Source organism: Haemophilus sp. HMSC61B11, assembly GCF_001838615.1.
GTDB lineage: Bacteria > Pseudomonadota > Gammaproteobacteria > Enterobacterales > Pasteurellaceae > Haemophilus_D > Haemophilus_D parainfluenzae_AD.
This window is the reverse complement of sequence record NZ_KV837971.1, coordinates 392,098-409,481: the sequence shown is the minus strand read 5'-3', so window position 1 is coordinate 409,481 and position 17,384 is coordinate 392,098. Positions and strand designations below refer to the sequence as shown.

The 17,384-nt window shown below is 39.8% G+C and carries 16 protein-coding genes and 1 riboswitch; of the genes, 14 read left to right on the top strand and 2 right to left on the bottom strand.

What is annotated here, in order from left to right; translation table 11 throughout:
- Positions 1–42 precede the first annotated feature (42 nt).
- From HMPREF3263_RS06120 to valS, 5 genes are all read left to right on the top strand, one after another.
- Complete coding sequence (locus HMPREF3263_RS06120; protein ID WP_005698230.1) at positions 43–474, top strand: DNA polymerase III subunit chi; 432 nt, start codon at positions 43–45, stop codon at positions 472–474.
- 30 nt (positions 475–504) lie between these two features.
- On the top strand, positions 505–1,095 hold the full coding sequence (locus HMPREF3263_RS06115) for a hypothetical protein (RefSeq protein ID WP_005698238.1): 591 nt from the start codon (positions 505–507) through the stop codon (positions 1,093–1,095).
- Between the two features lie 80 nt (positions 1,096–1,175).
- Positions 1,176–1,490: a N(4)-acetylcytidine aminohydrolase gene (gene yqfB / locus HMPREF3263_RS06110; RefSeq protein ID WP_005698255.1), complete on the top strand. Its 315-nt coding sequence runs from the start codon at positions 1,176–1,178 to the stop codon at positions 1,488–1,490.
- A gap of 71 nt (positions 1,491–1,561) precedes the next feature.
- Positions 1,562–1,888 carry a YceK/YidQ family lipoprotein gene (locus tag HMPREF3263_RS06105; RefSeq protein WP_080572035.1) on the top strand — a complete coding sequence of 109 codons (327 nt, stop codon included), beginning with the start codon at positions 1,562–1,564 and terminating at the stop codon, positions 1,886–1,888.
- Positions 1,889–1,974: 86 nt separating this feature from the next.
- Complete coding sequence (valS, locus tag HMPREF3263_RS06100; RefSeq protein WP_005698266.1) at positions 1,975–4,839, top strand: valine--tRNA ligase; 2,865 nt, start codon at positions 1,975–1,977, stop codon at positions 4,837–4,839.
- Positions 4,840–4,921: 82 nt separating this feature from the next.
- On the opposite strand, the gene HMPREF3263_RS06095 is transcribed toward valS, so the two are convergent.
- On the bottom strand, positions 4,922–7,999 hold the full coding sequence (locus tag HMPREF3263_RS06095; protein WP_070853097.1) for a D-2-hydroxyglutarate dehydrogenase YdiJ: 3,078 nt from the start codon (positions 7,997–7,999) through the stop codon (positions 4,922–4,924).
- Positions 8,000–8,399: 400 nt separating this feature from the next.
- On the opposite strand from HMPREF3263_RS06095, the gene ompA reads away from it, so the two are divergent.
- The 9 genes from ompA to bioB all read left to right on the top strand — a co-directional run bounded on the left by ompA (position 8,400) and on the right by bioB (position 16,433).
- A complete protein-coding gene (ompA, locus tag HMPREF3263_RS06090) occupies positions 8,400–9,503 on the top strand; it encodes a porin OmpA (protein WP_070853096.1) in 1,104 nt (367 codons plus the stop codon).
- Between the two features lie 101 nt (positions 9,504–9,604).
- Entirely contained in the window at positions 9,605–10,186 is a 582-nt protein-coding gene (locus HMPREF3263_RS06085) for a LemA family protein (protein WP_049364356.1), read from the top strand.
- Positions 10,187–10,195: 9 nt separating this feature from the next.
- The gene (locus tag HMPREF3263_RS06080) at positions 10,196–10,645 is read left to right on the top strand and encodes a TPM domain-containing protein (protein ID WP_014065676.1); all 450 of its coding nucleotides are present in this window, start codon (positions 10,196–10,198) and stop codon (positions 10,643–10,645) included.
- Positions 10,638–11,438 (top strand): TPM domain-containing protein, encoded by an 801-nt coding sequence (locus HMPREF3263_RS06075; RefSeq protein WP_049366112.1) that lies wholly within the window; start codon positions 10,638–10,640, stop codon positions 11,436–11,438. The genes HMPREF3263_RS06080 and HMPREF3263_RS06075 overlap by 8 nt, the downstream gene beginning before the upstream one ends.
- A gap of 75 nt (positions 11,439–11,513) precedes the next feature.
- Positions 11,514–11,840, top strand: coding sequence for a Grx4 family monothiol glutaredoxin (grxD, locus tag HMPREF3263_RS06070; RefSeq protein ID WP_005699458.1), 327 nt, complete (start codon positions 11,514–11,516; stop codon positions 11,838–11,840).
- A gap of 144 nt (positions 11,841–11,984) precedes the next feature.
- A riboswitch (TPP riboswitch) is annotated at positions 11,985–12,077 on the top strand.
- Between the two features lie 35 nt (positions 12,078–12,112).
- Positions 12,113–13,111 (top strand): thiamine ABC transporter substrate binding subunit, encoded by a 999-nt coding sequence (gene thiB / locus HMPREF3263_RS06065; RefSeq protein ID WP_005699496.1) that lies wholly within the window; start codon positions 12,113–12,115, stop codon positions 13,109–13,111.
- A gap of 5 nt (positions 13,112–13,116) precedes the next feature.
- A complete protein-coding gene (gene thiP / locus HMPREF3263_RS06060; RefSeq protein WP_005698214.1) occupies positions 13,117–14,721 on the top strand; it encodes a thiamine/thiamine pyrophosphate ABC transporter permease ThiP in 1,605 nt (534 codons plus the stop codon).
- Positions 14,714–15,343, top strand: a complete 630-nt coding sequence (gene thiQ, locus HMPREF3263_RS06055; protein WP_005698250.1) for a thiamine ABC transporter ATP-binding protein — start codon at positions 14,714–14,716, stop codon at positions 15,341–15,343. The genes thiP and thiQ overlap by 8 nt, the downstream gene beginning before the upstream one ends.
- Positions 15,344–15,416: 73 nt before the next feature.
- The gene (gene bioB / locus HMPREF3263_RS06050) at positions 15,417–16,433 is read left to right on the top strand and encodes a biotin synthase BioB (protein WP_005695662.1); all 1,017 of its coding nucleotides are present in this window, start codon (positions 15,417–15,419) and stop codon (positions 16,431–16,433) included.
- Positions 16,434–16,478: 45 nt separating this feature from the next.
- Here bioB and suhB read toward each other — a convergent pair whose 3' ends face one another.
- A complete protein-coding gene (gene suhB, locus HMPREF3263_RS06045; protein ID WP_005695663.1) occupies positions 16,479–17,279 on the bottom strand; it encodes an inositol-1-monophosphatase in 801 nt (266 codons plus the stop codon).
- Positions 17,280–17,384: the final 105 nt, after the last annotated feature.

The window sequence follows — 17,384 nt, the reverse complement described above, 5'->3', positions numbered from 1 at the left end:
AATCCGCCAGTTTACAAAACGATAAATGGAGAAGTCGCAATCATGGCAAAAAACGCACAATTTTATCTCTTAAATCCAGAAAAGAAGATAACAGTTGAGCAACTTGCCTGTGATCTTGCCGCTCAAGCGTGGCGTTTAGGCAAGCGAGTGTTAATCGCTTGCGAAACAGAAGAGCAAGCATTTTTAATTGATGAAGCATTATGGCAACGGGATCCGAATGAGTTTGTTCCTCATAATCTTTCAGGTGAAGCAACACAATATGCTCCGCCAATCGAGATTAGTTGGAAAGGCAAACGCAACGCCCAACGTCGTGACTTGCTGATCAATTTGCAAATAGAAGTGCCTGATTTTAGCCACAGCTTTACGCAATTAATTGATTTTGTACCCGTAGAAGAAACGCAAAAAGCCCAAGCACGCGAACGTTATAAAATTCTTCGCTCACAAGGCTGGGCGCTTTCTACTGAAAATACTTAATTATTTTTAATCTAAACTAAGGAAACTAAAATGAATTTAAACCTAAAAGTGGCATCTAGCCTAATTCTAATAGCGAGTGCAGTGTTACTTTCTGCTTGTGATAATCAAGATAACAACTCTTCTCCAAAGACAAGTGAAAAAACAGCAGTCACTGCTTCTTCTGTGGAAAAAGCGGAGACTGCAGTTGAAAAATCAAAAGAATTAGTGACTGAAACTAAATCAGCTGAAAAAGTGGCTGAAAAAACAGAAAGCACAGACGTTAAAGCTGATACTAAAAATGGAGATATGAAATCTGATGCGGCAAAAGCAGAAATTAAAAAAGAAGTAAAAGCGGATGATGTTGCCGAAAATATATCTGATAAACAAGAAACGATTGTAGCTCAAGAAACAGTAGAACCTCAAAAAACACGAACAGTTACTACTGGAAAAGCAACAAAAGAAAGCGCGGAACGTAAACAGCAAAGAGCCGTATTAAATGTGTTAGAAAAACAATACGAACAAGTTCGTTGCGCTGCCGATGCGAAAAACGTAAGCGGTGATAGTTTTTGCCGTCAGGAAGAACGTCGTTTATTCCTAGAAATTCAACGTATTAAAGACGAATTAAGAGGGATTAAGGAATAATCTCATACTTACCTACGAGGGCGTGATCAATTCGCCCTCAAAATAGAGATTCAAAAATAGGTTTTTTGTGACCGCACTTTATGAACGACATCACTTTTTACCAACGCTTTGAAGCCGACATTCTCGCCGGGCGTAAAACGATTACCATTCGGGATAAATCTGAAAGCTATTTTAAAGCGGGCGATATTCTACGTGTTGGTCGATTTGAAGATAATCAATATTTCTGCACGATTAAAGTGTTAAGTGTATTGCCGATTACCCTTGATGAACTGACAGAACAGCATGCGAAGCAGGAGAATATGGGATTGGATGAGTTGAAAGAAGTGATTCGGGGGATTTATCCGAGTGAAGAACGGTTTTATGTGATTGAGTTTATACTAGAATTTAATAAATAAATTTGTAAGGCACATTTACAGCTCCCAATCAATTTGGGATTTCAACAGAACTTTGTGAGCGGAAAATTAAAATGAAAAAAATCGTTCTTATATTATCAAGCCTGTTTCTTTATGGGTGTGGAACCTTAACGACATTGAAAGATCCTTGCCCTTATATTGGAACTCGATACGATTACAATATGGTGGCTGGTAATTTTTATGATGGTGTTGGCTTTAAGCATATGACCAGACCATTATATTTTATCGATTGGCCTTTATCTGTTGTGGCTGATACCGCATTGTTACCAATCAATATTCCTCGTTATTATCTATCGGATGATGAAGCAAGAAAATCATGTGGGCAATACGGTGACCCCAATAATAAACATCCTTGGATAAAAGATAAAAAAGAAAATTAATTATTTGTTGGGTGCGTATATCAACGTGCCAAGTATTTTATATAACGGTGTGTTTATACTCACCCTACTAAGTAAGAGAAAAATAAATGACACAAAAATTCGAAATGGCAGACCGTTTTAATCCGTCTGCGGTAGAACAAGCCCTTTATCAACATTGGGAAGAGAGCGGTTATTTTAAACCGTCTGAAAATGAAAACGCGCCGAGCTATTGCATTGCGATTCCGCCGCCGAACGTAACAGGTTCTTTGCACATGGGACATGCTTTCCAACAAACCTTAATGGATACCTTGATCCGTTTTAACCGTATGGAAGGGCATAACACCTTATGGCAAGCGGGCACAGACCACGCCGGTATCGCAACCCAAATGGTGGTGGAACGTAAAATTGCCGCAGAAGAAGGCAAAACTCGCCATGATTATGGCCGTGAAGCATTTATCAATAAAATTTGGGATTGGAAAGCCTATTCAGGCGGCACAATTAGCCAACAAATGCGTCGTTTAGGTAACTCTATCGATTGGGAACGCGAGCGTTTTACCATGGATGATGGTTTATCTAACGCGGTAAAAGAAGTGTTTGTTCGTTTGCACGAAGAAGGGTTGATTTACCGTGGTAAACGCTTAGTAAACTGGGATCCAAAACTTCACACTGCAATTTCTGATTTAGAAGTAGAAAACAAAGAAAGCAAAGGCTCCCTTTGGCATTTCCGCTATCCGTTAGCTAACAGTGCAAAAACGGCAGATGGTAAAGATTATTTAGTGGTGGCAACCACGCGTCCGGAAACCATGTTGGGCGATACGGCGGTGGCGGTGCATCCTGAAGATGAGCGTTATCAATCTTTAATTGGTAAAACTGTCGTTCTGCCATTGGCAAACCGTGAAATTCCGATTATTGCCGATGAATATGTAGATCGTGAATTCGGTACTGGTGTGGTGAAAATTACCCCTGCGCACGACTTCAACGACTACGAAGTTGGTAAACGTCACAGCTTGCCGATGGTTAACGTATTAACCTTAAATGCAGATATTCGTGATGAAGCGGAAATTATCGGTACTAACGGTAAACCCCTTGCAGACTATGAAGCGACAATTCCTGCGGATTACCGTGGCTTAGAACGTTTTGCTGCACGTAAGAAAATCGTGGCAGATTTTGAAGCGATAGGTTTATTAGATGAAATCAAACCTCATGATTTAAAAGTGCCTTATGGCGACCGTGGTGGTGTGCCGATTGAGCCGATGTTAACCGACCAATGGTATGTAAGCGTGAAACCGCTTGCTGATGTAGCGATTAAAGCGGTGGAAGACGGCGAAATCCAATTCGTGCCGAAACAATATGAAAACCTTTACTTCTCTTGGATGCGTGATATTCAAGATTGGTGTATCTCTCGCCAACTTTGGTGGGGACACCGTATTCCAGCGTGGTATGACGCAGAAGGCAATGTTTATGTCGCACGTAACGAAGCAGAAGTGCGGTCAAAATATAACTTAGATTCTGAGGTTGAGTTAAAACAAGATGAAGACGTGTTAGACACGTGGTTCTCATCAGGTTTGTGGACGTTCTCCACTTTAGGTTGGCCGGAGCAAACCAAAGAACTCAAAATGTTCCATCCAACGGATGTGTTAATTACCGGCTTCGACATTATCTTCTTCTGGGTTGCTCGTATGATTATGTTTACGATGCACTTCGTGAAAGATGAAAACGGTAAACCACAAGTACCATTCAAAACCGTATACGTAACAGGCTTGATCCGTGATGAAAACGGACAAAAAATGTCTAAATCGAAAGGCAACGTACTTGACCCAATCGACATGATCGACGGTATCAGCCTTGAAGATTTACTTGAAAAACGTACTGGTAACATGATGCAACCGCAGTTGGCAGAGAAAATTGCTAAAGCAACGCGCAAAGAATTTGCTGAAGGTATTGCAGCTCACGGTACAGACGCATTGCGTTTTACATTAGCAGCGTTAGCTTCAAATGGTCGTGATATCAACTGGGATATGAAACGTTTAGAAGGCTACCGCAACTTCTGTAATAAATTGTGGAATGCAAGCCGCTTCATACTCATCAATGACAAATTGGATTTAAGTGAAGGCGAAATCGAATTCTCCGTGGCAGACCGTTGGATTCAATCAGAATTTAACCGCACAGTGGAAACTTTCCGTAATTCATTAAGCCAATATCGTTTTGACCTTTGTGCCAATGCGATTTATGAATTTACGTGGAACCAATTCTGTGACTGGTATTTAGAATTGACTAAACCTGTATTTGCCAACGGCAATGCAGCACAAATCCGAGCAGCAAGCCAAACCTTGGTTCATGTGTTAGAAAAATTATTACGTTTAGCCCATCCGCTCATTCCATTTATTACCGAAGAAATTTGGCAAAAAGTGAAAGGATTTATGGGCATTACGGCTGACAGCATTATGTTGCAACCTTTCCCACAAGTGGAAGAGAACGGCTTTGATCCTGAAGCGGAAGCTGAAATTGAGTGGTTAAAAGAAGTGATTGTTGCGGTACGTAATATTCGTGCAGAAAGCAACATCGCACCAAGCAAAGGCTTAGATCTGTTATTCCGTAATTTAAGTGTAGAAAACGCAAAAATTCTCGAAAAACAGATCGCTCTTTTAAAAGCAATGGCGAAGTTAGACAACGTTCAAGTGTTAGCCGCAAACGAAACAGCACCGCTTGCTGTAGCGAAACTCGTTGGCAATGCTGAATTGCTTGTGCCAATGGCTGGCTTTATCAATAAAGAAACCGAGCTTGCGCGTTTAACCAAAGAGATTGAAAAATATCAAAATGAGGTTAAACGTATCGAGAATAAACTCAGCAATGAAGCTTTTGTGGCGAAAGCACCAGAAGCGGTGATTGCGAAAGAACGTGAAAAACAAGCAGAATACCAATCTGGATTAGAAAAAATCCAAGAGCAGTATAAAGCGATTGAAGCGTTGTAGTTTTTAAATAAAGAAAGCGGTCAGATTTAAAGTCTGACCGCTTTTTATTTTCTAAAATATTGTGGTAAGTAAAAAATCTATTTTAGTGATTCAATACTTCAAGCAATGCTTGAACAGGGTGTTTCAAGATGGCTTTTTCATATCGTTTCACTTGGCTACGGCAGGAATAGCCAGTTGCGAGACAATGATTTGGATCTTTACCTTGTAATTTTTTGCCCCACGATACGTCGTAAATATCTTTTGACATGGTTTGATTTTGTACTTCATGGCCAAATACGCCCGCCATGCCACAACAGCCGACTTTTTCAACATTCAAGGTTTGTCCAAATTGCGCAAAAATATGCTGCCATTCTTTCGGACTGTTTGGCATAAAGGTGGATTCTGTACAATGAGGGAATAAATGCCACTCAAAAGTGCGGTCAGATTTCGCGATATTTTTCACCGCACTTTGTAATGCGTTACTTTCTAATTGATTGGTCAGCCATTCATGTGCTGTGAGTACATGGAAGTCACCGCGAGAATCACCTAAGACCTCTTTATATTCATCTCGATAAGAAAGCACAATCGCTGGATCTACGCCGACTAAAGGCACATTTAATTTGGCGACGCGATTTAAAAACTCCGCTTGTGTTTTCGCTGTTTTACTAAAGCGAGTTAAAAAACCTTTAATATGCATGGCTTTGCCATTCGGTTTAAAAGGCAGAATGGTTGGCTCAAAACCTAGTTTTTGTGTGAGAGCTACGAAATCCCGTACTACTTTAGCATCGTAATAAGAGGTATAAGGATCTTGTACGATAAAGAGCATATTGGCTTTTTCTGTTGCACTGAGACCTTCCAATTCTTCTAATTTTTTTCCTTGGTAGCCAATTTCGACTAATTGTTGTTGAAGGTTAGGCTCAGAAAGGAGAGGCAAGTCAGTCATACCCAGTGTTTTTTCAACCAGACTTTGTGTGATTTTTAGCTTGGTGAAATAATTGAATAATGCCGGTTGTTTCGCCATATAAGGTGCGGCAACTTCTAAATTCGCTACAAGATGATCTTTGGCTGGGCGTAAATAACGACTATGGTAGAAATGGAAAAATTTCGCACGGAAACTTGGTACGTCAATTTTAATCGGGCATTGGCTTGCACAGGCTTTACACGCCAAACAAGTATCCATTGCCGCTTTTACTTCATGTGAGAAGTCATATTCACCACGCCATTTCTGCACGCTATTGCGGAAACGTTCCACAAGTGCGGTCAGTTTGACTTGCGTTTTATGAAAATCTAATTGATCAGGCGATACGTTTTCATTCGCCATCAATCGCAGCCACTCACGCACCATAGCGGCTCGTCCTTTTGGCGAGAATACGCGATTTTTACTCACTTTCATGGAAGGACACATAATGCTGTGCTCATCAAAGTTAAAGCAAAGTCCGTTACCGTTACAATTCATCGCACCTTTGAATTCATCTCGCATTTGAATTGGAATTTGGCGATCATTGTCCGCACGCATCGGCGAGAGAATCGAATAGAGCTCCGCATCGCTATTAAGTGGTGTACAGATTTTACCTGGGTTGAGACGATTATTTGGATCAAATAAGAATTTCACATAACGCAATTCCTGCCAAAGTTCGGGAGTGAAGAATTTTTCTCCATAATGAGAACGTACGCCTTTACCGTGTTCACCCCATAGCAAACCGCCGTATTTCACGGTGAGTTCAGCTACTTCATCTGAAATTTGTTTAAAGAGTTTGACTTGTTCTTTATCACATAAGTCTAAAGCGGGGCGAACGTGCAATACGCCGGCATCCACATGGCCAAACATCCCATATTGCAGATTGTGGCTATCTAATAAGGCTCTAAATTCCGCAATGTAATCCGCAAGATGTTCTGGTGGCACACAGGTATCTTCCACAAAAGGAATCGGTTTGGCTGCGCCTTTCGCATTCCCCAATAGCCCCACTGCTTTTTTACGCATGGCATAAATACGTTCAATAGAAGGCAAGTCAGAACAAAGTTGATAGCCGATAATATGATCTTTGCCTTGTGCAATTTTTTCATCTAATTGTTGACAAAGTGCGGTCACTTGGCTATCGATTTTAGCTTGATTGTTGCCCGCATATTCCACAATGTTTAAGCCAAGAATGGGATTTTGTTCTTCTTCTGTTAAAAGTTCTTTTACCGAATGCCAAATAATATCTTGCTTAGCAAGGTTCAATACTTTGGAATCTACCGTTTCGACGGAAAGAGCATTGGCTTTTACCATAAAAGGTGCATTGCGAAGGGCTGCATCAAATGAACTGTACTTCACATTAATTAAGGTGCGATATTTAGGAATCGGCAATAAATTGAGTTTAGCTTCGCAGATAAACGCAAGTGAACCTTCTGACCCTGTTAAAATTCGGGTGAGATTAAATTCACTTTCATCTTTATTAAAGACATTCTTAAGATCGTAACCGGTGAGAAAGCGATTGAGTTGTGGTAAATCTTGAATGATTGAGGTGCGCTTCTCTTTACAACGTTGGAAAATCGTTTGATGTAGCGTTTTACTATTTTCTGCAAGCGGGTAGTTTTCTAAAACATCGTCAGATTTGACCGCACTTGTATCTAATATTTCACCATTCATTAAAACAGAACGTAATGCTAAAACGTGATCAGAGGTTTTACCGTATTGTAATGAACCTTGACCGGATGCATCAGTATTAATCATGCCGCCTAAGGTCGCACGATTGCTGGTGGAGAGCTCCGGTGCAAAGAATAAGCCGTGAGGTTTTAAAAATTGATTGAGTTGGTCTTTTACGACGCCCGCCTGCACACGAACCCAACGTTCTTCTATATTAAGCTCTAAAATGCCTGTCATGTGGCGAGAGAGATCCACAATAATATTGTTATTAATAGATTGTCCATTGGTACCCGTGCCACCACCGCGAGGTGTAAAGGTCAAGTGAAGGTATTTTTCTTTATTTGCTAATTTGGTAATGCGCACCACATCAGCAACAGATTTAGGGAATAAAATAGCTTGTGGAAGTTGCTGATAGACGCTGTTATCTGTCGCAAGGCTTAAGCGGTCAGCATAATTTGAGGCAATATCACCTTCAAAATACTGTTTTTGGAGTTCGTGAAGATAATCACTCACCACATTATTAAGTTGTGGCACATTAGAGAGACGAGGCAACATAAAATCACTTACCTATAATAAAGAGAAGAAAGTGAATTTGATGATATATGAAGCTCAAAAAAAAGTCGATTTCAACAAAAGATATTTTTTGTTAGAATGGAAAACGGGTTAAAAATTAACCCGTTTTTTGTGAATGAACGTTCATTTTAGGGGTTGTTTGTCTATAAAATAACCAAAAAGGGCAAAAAAAGTTTGATCTTTGATGTTTTTATAGGATAATAACCATACTTTTGAACGTTCCTTTGGCTATGGCAAAGGAATTGAATTTGTCAAAAGGATAAGTTAGGGCAAATTCAAAACCCTAGTTAAGTAACGTTTAGAGTGTTTCTTTTTTATAAAGTTCACAATAAACAAGGAAACTTTTCTTATTAATAACGATGACTAAATAGAGGACATCAAAATGAAAAAAACTGCAATCGCATTAGTCGTTGCTGGTTTAGCAGCAGCTTCAGTAGCTCAAGCAGCTCCACAAGAAAACACTTTCTATGCAGGTGTTAAAGCTGGTCAAGCATCTTTCCATGATGGTATCAAAGCTAATACTGATGCTAGTAACCCACGTAGCTTAGATTTTGGTACAGGTTACAACCGTAATTCTTTCACTTATGGTGTATTCGGTGGTTACCAAATCTTAAACCGTGACAACTTAGGTTTAGCGGTTGAATTAGGTTACGATGACTTCGGTCGTGCTAAATTCAAAGATGCTGGTAAAGTAGCATTAAAACATACTAACCACGGTGCGCACTTAAGCTTAAAAGGTAGCTATGGTTTAGGCGGCTTAACTTCTACTTTAGAAGGTTTAGACGTTTATGGTCGTGTTGGTGCAGCTTTAGTTCGTTCAGACTATAAATTCTACGATGCAACTACTGGTGCACGTGATCACAAAGAAGGTCGTCACAGCTTACGCGTTTCTCCAGTGTTCGCTGCTGGTTTCGAATATGCATTACCTTCATTACCAGAGTTAGCATTACGTTTAGAATACCAATGGTTAGCTCGCGTAGGTAAATACCGTACTCAAGATACACACAATAGTTCTCAAGACTACAACCCATGGATCGGTTCTATCAACGCTGGTTTATCTTACCGTTTCGGTCAAGGTGCTGCTCCAGTTGTTGCACCTGAAGTTGTAAGCAAAACTTTCAACTTAAGCTCTGATGTAACTTTCGCTTTCGGTAAAGCTAACTTAAAACCACAAGCTAAAGCAACTTTAGACGGTATCTATGGTGAAATCGCTCAAGTTAACAACGCTAACGTAGCTGTTGCTGGTTATACAGACCGTATCGGTAAAGATGCACCAAACTTAAAATTATCACAACGTCGTGCAGACTCTGTAGCTAACTACTTAGTAGCTAAAGGTGTTCCAGCTCAAAACATTTCTGCAGTTGGTCACGGTAAAGCTAACCCAGTTACAGGTTCTACTTGTGACGCGGTTAAAGGTCGTAAAGCACTTATCGCTTGTTTAGCACCAGACCGTCGTGTTGAAATCGCAGTTAACGGTACTAAATAATTTTATTTAGTTATCCATTAACGGATTAACATTAGAAGACCTAAACTTCGGTTTAGGTCTTTTCTTATATAAATTAAACCTATAATTGAAGGAATTTTTGAATGAAAAAGTGGATTATCTTGATTATTATTGCCGTTGCTGCAGGTTTTGGCTTAATGTCTAGCTACAATGGCTTAGTAAAAGCAGAAACTGAAATTGATTCTGTTTGGGCAAATGTTGAATCATCTTATCAACGTCGTGCTGATTTAATTCCAAACTTAGTGAATACTGTAAAAGGTCAAGCTAATTTTGAACAACAGACATTAACCAATGTAATCGAAGCTCGCGCAAAAGCGACACAAACTAAAATTGATCCGTCTAATTTAACGGAAGAACAATTAAACGAATTCCAACAAAACCAAAATCAAGTAGGTTCAGCATTATCTCGTTTACTCGTTACTGTAGAACAATATCCACAATTAAAAGCGAACGAAGGCTTTATGAACTTACAAGCGCAACTTGAAGGTACTGAAAACCGTATCAATGTCGCTCGTAATAAATTTAATGAAGCAGCGCGTATTTATAATGAAAAAGTACGTCAATTCCCAACTAAATTAGCGGCAATGATTTTTGGTTTTAAAGCTAAACCTTACTTTAAATCAGCTGCAGGCGCTGAAAACGCACCGACTGTAAACTTTAACTAAGGTTTATCTATGCCATTCTTTTCCAGAATTCCGGTAGATAAAAAGCAAATCGAGGCGGCGATTAGTCGCCTCGAAAGCTTAAGTTCGGCTGAGTTACGTGTTTATATTGAACGCAAAGTACCAAAGGCTTCAGCACAACTGTCTGCAATGGAACGAGCTTTAGAAGTCTTTGATGAACTGGAAATGCATAAAACAGCGGCACAAAATGCCGTGTTGATTTATGTGGGATATAAAAATCATCTTTGTGCAATCGTAGGTGATAAAGGAATTCATCAATTTGTTGATGTGGCTTATTGGCAGTTACAATGCGATTTAATGATTGAGCAGTTTAAACAAAAAGCTTATACACAAGGCATTGTCGATGCGATTGATCGTATCAGTGATATTTTATCTCGCCATTTCCCTATTCAGCCTGATGATGTGAATGAATTATCTAATGAGGTAATTATTAATGGCTAAGCTTTTATCTTTTATGAAAAGTGCGGTTGTTTTTAGCCTTGTTTTTTTTGCTCAAATGGTTGTTGCGGCAGAATTTCCGCCTGCACCAAATCCTTTCCATTACATAAACGATTACACCAACACACTTTCATCAGAACATAAGCAAATTTTAGAAAATAAACTGATTGCTTATAGTAAAGAAACGAGTTCACAAATCGCTGTTGTTTTGGTTCCGACAACCGGTGAATATGAAATTGCTGATTATACCTTTGCTTTAGGTGATAAATGGGGTATTGGGCGTAAAAATCTGAACAATGGCGTGTTGATGCTGATTGCGAAAAATGATCGCAAAGTTTTTATCGCAACAGGGCAAGGTTTAGAAGGCGTACTGCCGGATGCTTTTTTATCGCAAGTCATCCGTTCGGCAATTTTGCCACAATTTAAACAAGGTCAATATGCCCAAGGTATTAATGATGGCTTAAACCAAATTATTGCGGCAAGTAAAGGCGAGTTTGATGCGGCACAAGTTGAAGAAGATGCGTTCGATAAGTACATCCCATTCTTAATGGTATTGGCATTTATTGCTATTGTATTATTTGGTGAATTCCAATATCACAAAGATGAAGTCTATATTAGCCCGAATCAACGTGACCAACTGAATAAAATCATTCGTCAAAGTACGATTTCTCGTCGCCGTGGTGGCGGTTCCGGTTTCGGAGGCGGATTTGGTGGAGGCTTCGGTGGAGGTGGTTCTTCCGGTGGTGGCTTTGGTGGCGGTGGCTTTGGCGGCGGCGGAGCTGGTGGAAGTTGGTAAGACCAAGTCTTTCACTCAGGTTCTATCTTATGCTAGAATAGCGCCCTATTCATATTTATTTGAACAAGGAACATTATGGAAACGTTAGACAAAATCAAAAAACAAATCGCTGAAAACCCAATTTTAATTTACATGAAAGGTTCACCAAAATTACCTTCTTGTGGTTTCTCTGCACGTGCATCTGAAGCATTAATGAATTGCAAAGTGCCTTTCGGCTATGTTGATATTCTTCAACACCCAGATATTCGTGCTGAATTACCGGCTTATGCAAACTGGCCAACTTTCCCACAATTATGGGTAGAAGGTGAGTTAATTGGTGGTTGTGATATTATTTTAGAAATGTATCAAGCTGGCGAACTTCAAACCTTATTAAGCGAAGTAGCGGCTAAACATCAAGCTTAATTGACGATAGATTACCAAGATAAACCTGCTTTTTAGCAGGTTTTCTTTTGCTCAAAAAATGATAAACCTGTTATAAAAATGTGATCAGATTAACATTTTTAAATGAAATAACTTGTTGATTAAATTTCCTTAAGATAGACTACATCGCGTTAGTCGGGGTGCCTCTATTAATGGCTGAGAAATACCCGTGAACCTGAAACAGATAATGCTGGCGTAGGAAACTAATCATCTCATTATGCTGTTTCGTTATGCAAAAATAAGGAGAACGCATAATGAACAAAACGCTTCCCATTTTAACCGCACTTTTTACCGCTTCCGCTTTCGCACAAGCAGCTCCTCAAACATTAGATGTTTATACTTATGATTCATTTAGTGCTGATTGGAGCGCTGGACCAAAAGTTAAAGCAGCTTTTGAACAACAATTCCCGCAATGTAAGCTGAATTATGTGGCTTTTGATAATAATGGCACCTTGTTTAACCGTGTTCGTCTAGAAGGTAAAAAAATTAAGGCGGATGTAGTGCTCGGTTTAGATAGTTATCAAATTGAGGATGCACAAAAACTCAATATTTTTGAGCCAAATAAAGTGGATTTAAGCCAGTTACGTTTACCAATTAAATGGGAAAATCACACGTTCTTACCATTCGATTATGCACAATACGCGTTTATTTATGATAAAAATAAACTGACTAATCCACCAAAGAGCTTAAAAGAATTAGTTGAGCGTCAAGATCTTAAAGTGTTATATCAAGATCCGCGTACAAGCAGTATTGGACGTGGTTTATTACTTTGGATGAATGTAGTTTATCCAGAAGCAGATGTCGCAAATGCCTGGAAGACCCTTTCTAAACATACGGTCACGGTCACCAAAGGTTGGACTGAGTCTTATGGGGCCTTCTTAAAAGGCGAAGGTGATCTGGTTTTAAGCGTAAATACTTCACCGATTTACCATATTCTTTCTGAACAAAAAGACAATTATGTGGCAACGGAATTTGCAGAGGGGAGCGTATTACAAGTTGAAGTCGCGGCAAAAGTCGCTAACCGCAATAATGCCTGTGCTGATGAATTTTTAGGATTCTTACTTTCACCGCAAGCTCAAGCGGATATTGCTAAAAATAATGTGATGTTACCCGTGGTAGAGACCAATATCGAAAGTCATATTGATGCGCTTAATTCTCGCGCAAAATCAATGCGTATTTTAGATACCACAACGGTAACAAGTGAGCAGCTGAAAGGCTGGATCAATCAATGGCAAAAAGCCTTGTCTAAGTAATCTTAATGCGCTTATTGCAACATCCGCATTTTCGTCCTCGCCATTATTTGGGCGGAAGTGCGGTCATTTTTTTCATCGTTTTACTTTATGGATTTTCCATTTCTGCGGTTTTTTCAGTAGGAAGTGGTTATGCCTTATCTGATTTCTTAAAAGACGATTATTTACATCAAGTTATCGCCTTTAGTGTCGGGCAGGCATTCTTGTCAGCCTTGCTTTCTAGCGTAATTGGAACGTTATTTGCGCGTGCTTTTTTCTATTTAGATTTCAAAGGCAAATCGCTCATTTTACGCATTTTTTCTCTCACATTTGTTTTGCCGGCATTACTGGCTATTTTCGGTCTAATTGGTATTTATGGCACTGCCGGTTGGCTAACACAACTGCTGCAAACCTTAGGTATTTCATGGAAACCCTCCATTTATGGTTTAAGCGGTATTCTCATTGCCCATTTATTTTTTAATATTCCCTTAGCTGCCCGAATGAGTTTACAGGCTTTGCAAAGTGTACCGACCGAACAGCATCAACTCGCGGCACAATTGAATATCAAAGGTTTCACATTTTTCCGTTTAATTGAATGGCCTTATTTGAAAAGCCAAATAGTGTCTGCCTTTGTACTGATTTTTATGTTGTGTTTCACTAGTTTTACGATTGTATTGGCACTGGGTGGCGGGCCACAAAATAGCACGCTAGAAGTTGCGATTTACCAAGCTATTTTCTTTGAATTTGATTTACCCAAAGCCGCACTTTTTGCGCTTGTACAATTTGCGTTTTGTTTTGCGTTATTTTCACTTTCACAATATTGGGCGAAAGCACCTGAAACGCAGATATCGCAACGTTATCGCTGGGTTTTACCTGTTTCAAGTGCGGTCAAATTTGGACATGTTTTTGTCTTATTCTCGGTGTGCTTATTTATTTTAAGTCCCTTATTCAATATTGTTTTTCAAGGTTTATCTGCAACTCAATTATTTGGCTATTGGCAAAATCCACAATTATGGAAAGCGTTTGCTTATTCATTAACCATGGCACCGACAGCCGGGATTTTATCGGTATTATTTGGATTTTTCTTATTATTGCTTTCACGGCAACTACAATGGTTATATCGCCCCAAATTAGTCCACTTAATTTTAACGGGGGGCATGATGATTTTAGCCATTCCGACGATCGTTTTAGCAGTCGGCTTATTCCTTTGGTTACAAGATATTGATTTTTCAGCAGGGCATTTGTTTGTAGTGGTATCGGTTTGCAACGCCTTGGCTGCCTTGCCATTTGTGATCAAAATTCTTAATACGCCAATGAATCAATCGATGCAATATTATGAAAAACTTTGTTTATCGCTGAATATTACAGGTTGGCAGCGTTTTTGTTTAATTGAATATCCGCTGCTAAAAGCCCCATTGAAATATGCCTTGGCGCTTGCAACGACTTTATCACTAGGCGATTTTACGGCAATAGCTTTATTTGGTAGCCCTGACTTTACTTCGTTGCCTCATTTGCTTTATCAACAAATCGGGCAATATCGAAGCCAAGAAGCGGCAGTGACGGCATTGATTTTATTGGGCTTATGTTTAGGTTTATTTATGTTTATTGAAGGGCAGAAGGAACAACATGATTAAATTAAATAATGTAGTCTTCAATTATCAATCCATGCCGATGGTATTTGATTTACAGATTCAAGCCCAGGAAAAAATCGCCATCATTGGTGAAAGTGGCGCAGGGAAAAGTACCTTGCTGAATTTAATTGCCGGCTTTGAATATGCTGATAGTGGCGAGATTTGGCTAAATGGTGAAAATCATACTAAAACGGCACCTTTTGAACGCCATGTTTCCATGCTATTTCAGGAAAATAATCTCTTTACTCATCTTTCTGTGGAAGAGAATATCGCTTTAGGTTTAAAACCGAATTTAGCCTTAAATGCAGAAGAAAAAGCACTTGTAGAACAAGCTGCAAGTGCGGTCAATTTACAGGATTTTTTAACGAGAAAACCGATCGCACTTTCAGGTGGACAAAAACAGCGAGTGGCACTGGCGCGCTGTTTGCTACGAGATAAACCCATTTTATTATTGGATGAGCCATTTTCTGCACTTGATCCTAAATTACGCATTGAAATGCAGGATTTAATGGATCAATTATGTGAAGAAAAAAAGCTCACCATGTTACTGGTAACGCATCAATCTAAAGAAATTGAACGGCATATTGATCGAGTGATCGAAATTCATCAAGGAAAAGTGATCTGATCTCTTTTTATCTTATTGCAGAGTAATATGCTCAACTTAATAAAAGCAACGTTGCTTAAACGAGGAAAATATAATGACCACAACAAATGTAGTACAGCTTTCATCCATTACACCGCATCCTTCAGTAGAGTATTGGTCTGTTTGTAAAGTCGAAGCACTATTTGAAACCCCTTTTTTAGAATTAGTCTATCGTGCAGCTCAAGTGCATCGAGAGCATTTCAACCCTGGCGCGATACAGTTATCGACGTTGATGTCGATTAAAACGGGTGGTTGTCCAGAGGATTGTGGCTATTGTCCTCAATCAGCGCGTTATCAAACAGGTGTACAAAATCAGCAGATCTTGGATATTGATGAAATTGTCGAAAAAGCCAAAATTGCTAAAGCACGTGGTGCAGGACGTTTTTGTATGGGCGCAGCATGGCGTGGTCCTAAGCCTAAAGATATGGAAAAAGTGACGGCGATTATTCGTGCGGTAAAAGATATTGGCTTAGAAACTTGCGGTACCTTTGGGTTGTTGCAAGATGGTATGGCGGAAGAGTTAAAAGATGCAGGATTGGATTATTACAACCACAATCTAGATACCGCGCCAGAGAATTATCACAATGTCATTGGCACACGCCGTTTTGATGATCGTTTAAGTACACTAGGAAAAGTGCGTCATGCTGGTTTGAAAGTTTGCTGTGGCGGTATTGTGGGCATGAATGAAACCCGTAAAGAGCGAGCAGGCCTCATCGCAAGTTTGGCAAATCTTGATCCTCAGCCGGAGTCAGTGCCGATTAACCAATTAGTGAAAGTGGAAGGCACGCCAATGGCTGATGCAGCTGATTTAGATTGGACAGAGTTTGTTCGCACCATTGCTGTAGCGCGTATTACCATGCCAAAAAGTTATGTTCGTCTTTCTGCTGGTCGTCAAGGCATGAGTGAAGAAATGCAAGCGATGTGCTTTATGGCGGGAGCGAATTCCATTTTCTATGGCGATAAATTATTAGTGACAGGCAACCCAGAAGAAGATGGCGATCAACTTCTTATGGCTAAATTGGATCTTGAGCCGGAAACGGAAGAAAATAGAAAGCCACTCGAAAGAAATTAGTCATAAAAAAAGTGCGGTGAAATCTACCGCACTTTTTATTGAGTCTTACTTCACTTGTTCGGTTAAGCAAGGCTGAATTTTATTTAGCATTTCTTTTAAAATACGTGCTGGAGCCGCCACGATATTGCCTGAGCGTAAATAGCCGTGACCCGCATTGAAATCACATACTAAACCGCCCGCTTCACGCACGATTAAATCACCCGCTGCGCAATCCCAAGGTTTTAAGCCCATTTCGAAATAACCGTCAACGCGACCAGAAGCAACATAGCAAAGGTCTAATGCGGCAGAACCCGTACGACGGAAATCTGCAGCTTCATCAATTAAGTTATTCATGATCGCAAATTGAGTTGGCATCAAGCTTGGTTGTTTGAATGGGAAACCGGTGGCTAAAATCGCCCCATTAAGTTCATTTTGGCTATCTACACGTAAACGCACTTCATTTAATTTTGCGCCTTCACCACGTACAGCCGTGAATAATTCATTACGAATAGGATCGTAAACCACACCCACTTCGGTACGGTTTTTTACACGGATAGCAATAGAAACAGAGAAATGTGGCAAACCTTTCACGAAGTTGGTTGTGCCATCTAGTGGATCAATTACCCATTGAATATCACTGTCTTTGCCTTCTAATGCACCACGTTCTTCACTGATAATTGTGTGATCAGGATAAGATTTTTGAATGATTTCAATGATCTCTGCTTCAGCGGCTTTATCGACGCTAGTCACATAATCATTAATACCTTTTTTACTTGTTTGGATGTCATCACGGCGCTCATAGTTTTTAGCAATCACGTTGCCCGCTCTTCGTGCCGCACGAATCGCGATATTTAACATTGGATTCATATTTCCACCAGATTTTAAAGAACAGATAAATAGGTCGCCTATTATAAGGGAGTTTTAGTAAATAGCCAGTTGAAAATGTTTAATTCACGGTTTTTCCCGTTTTTT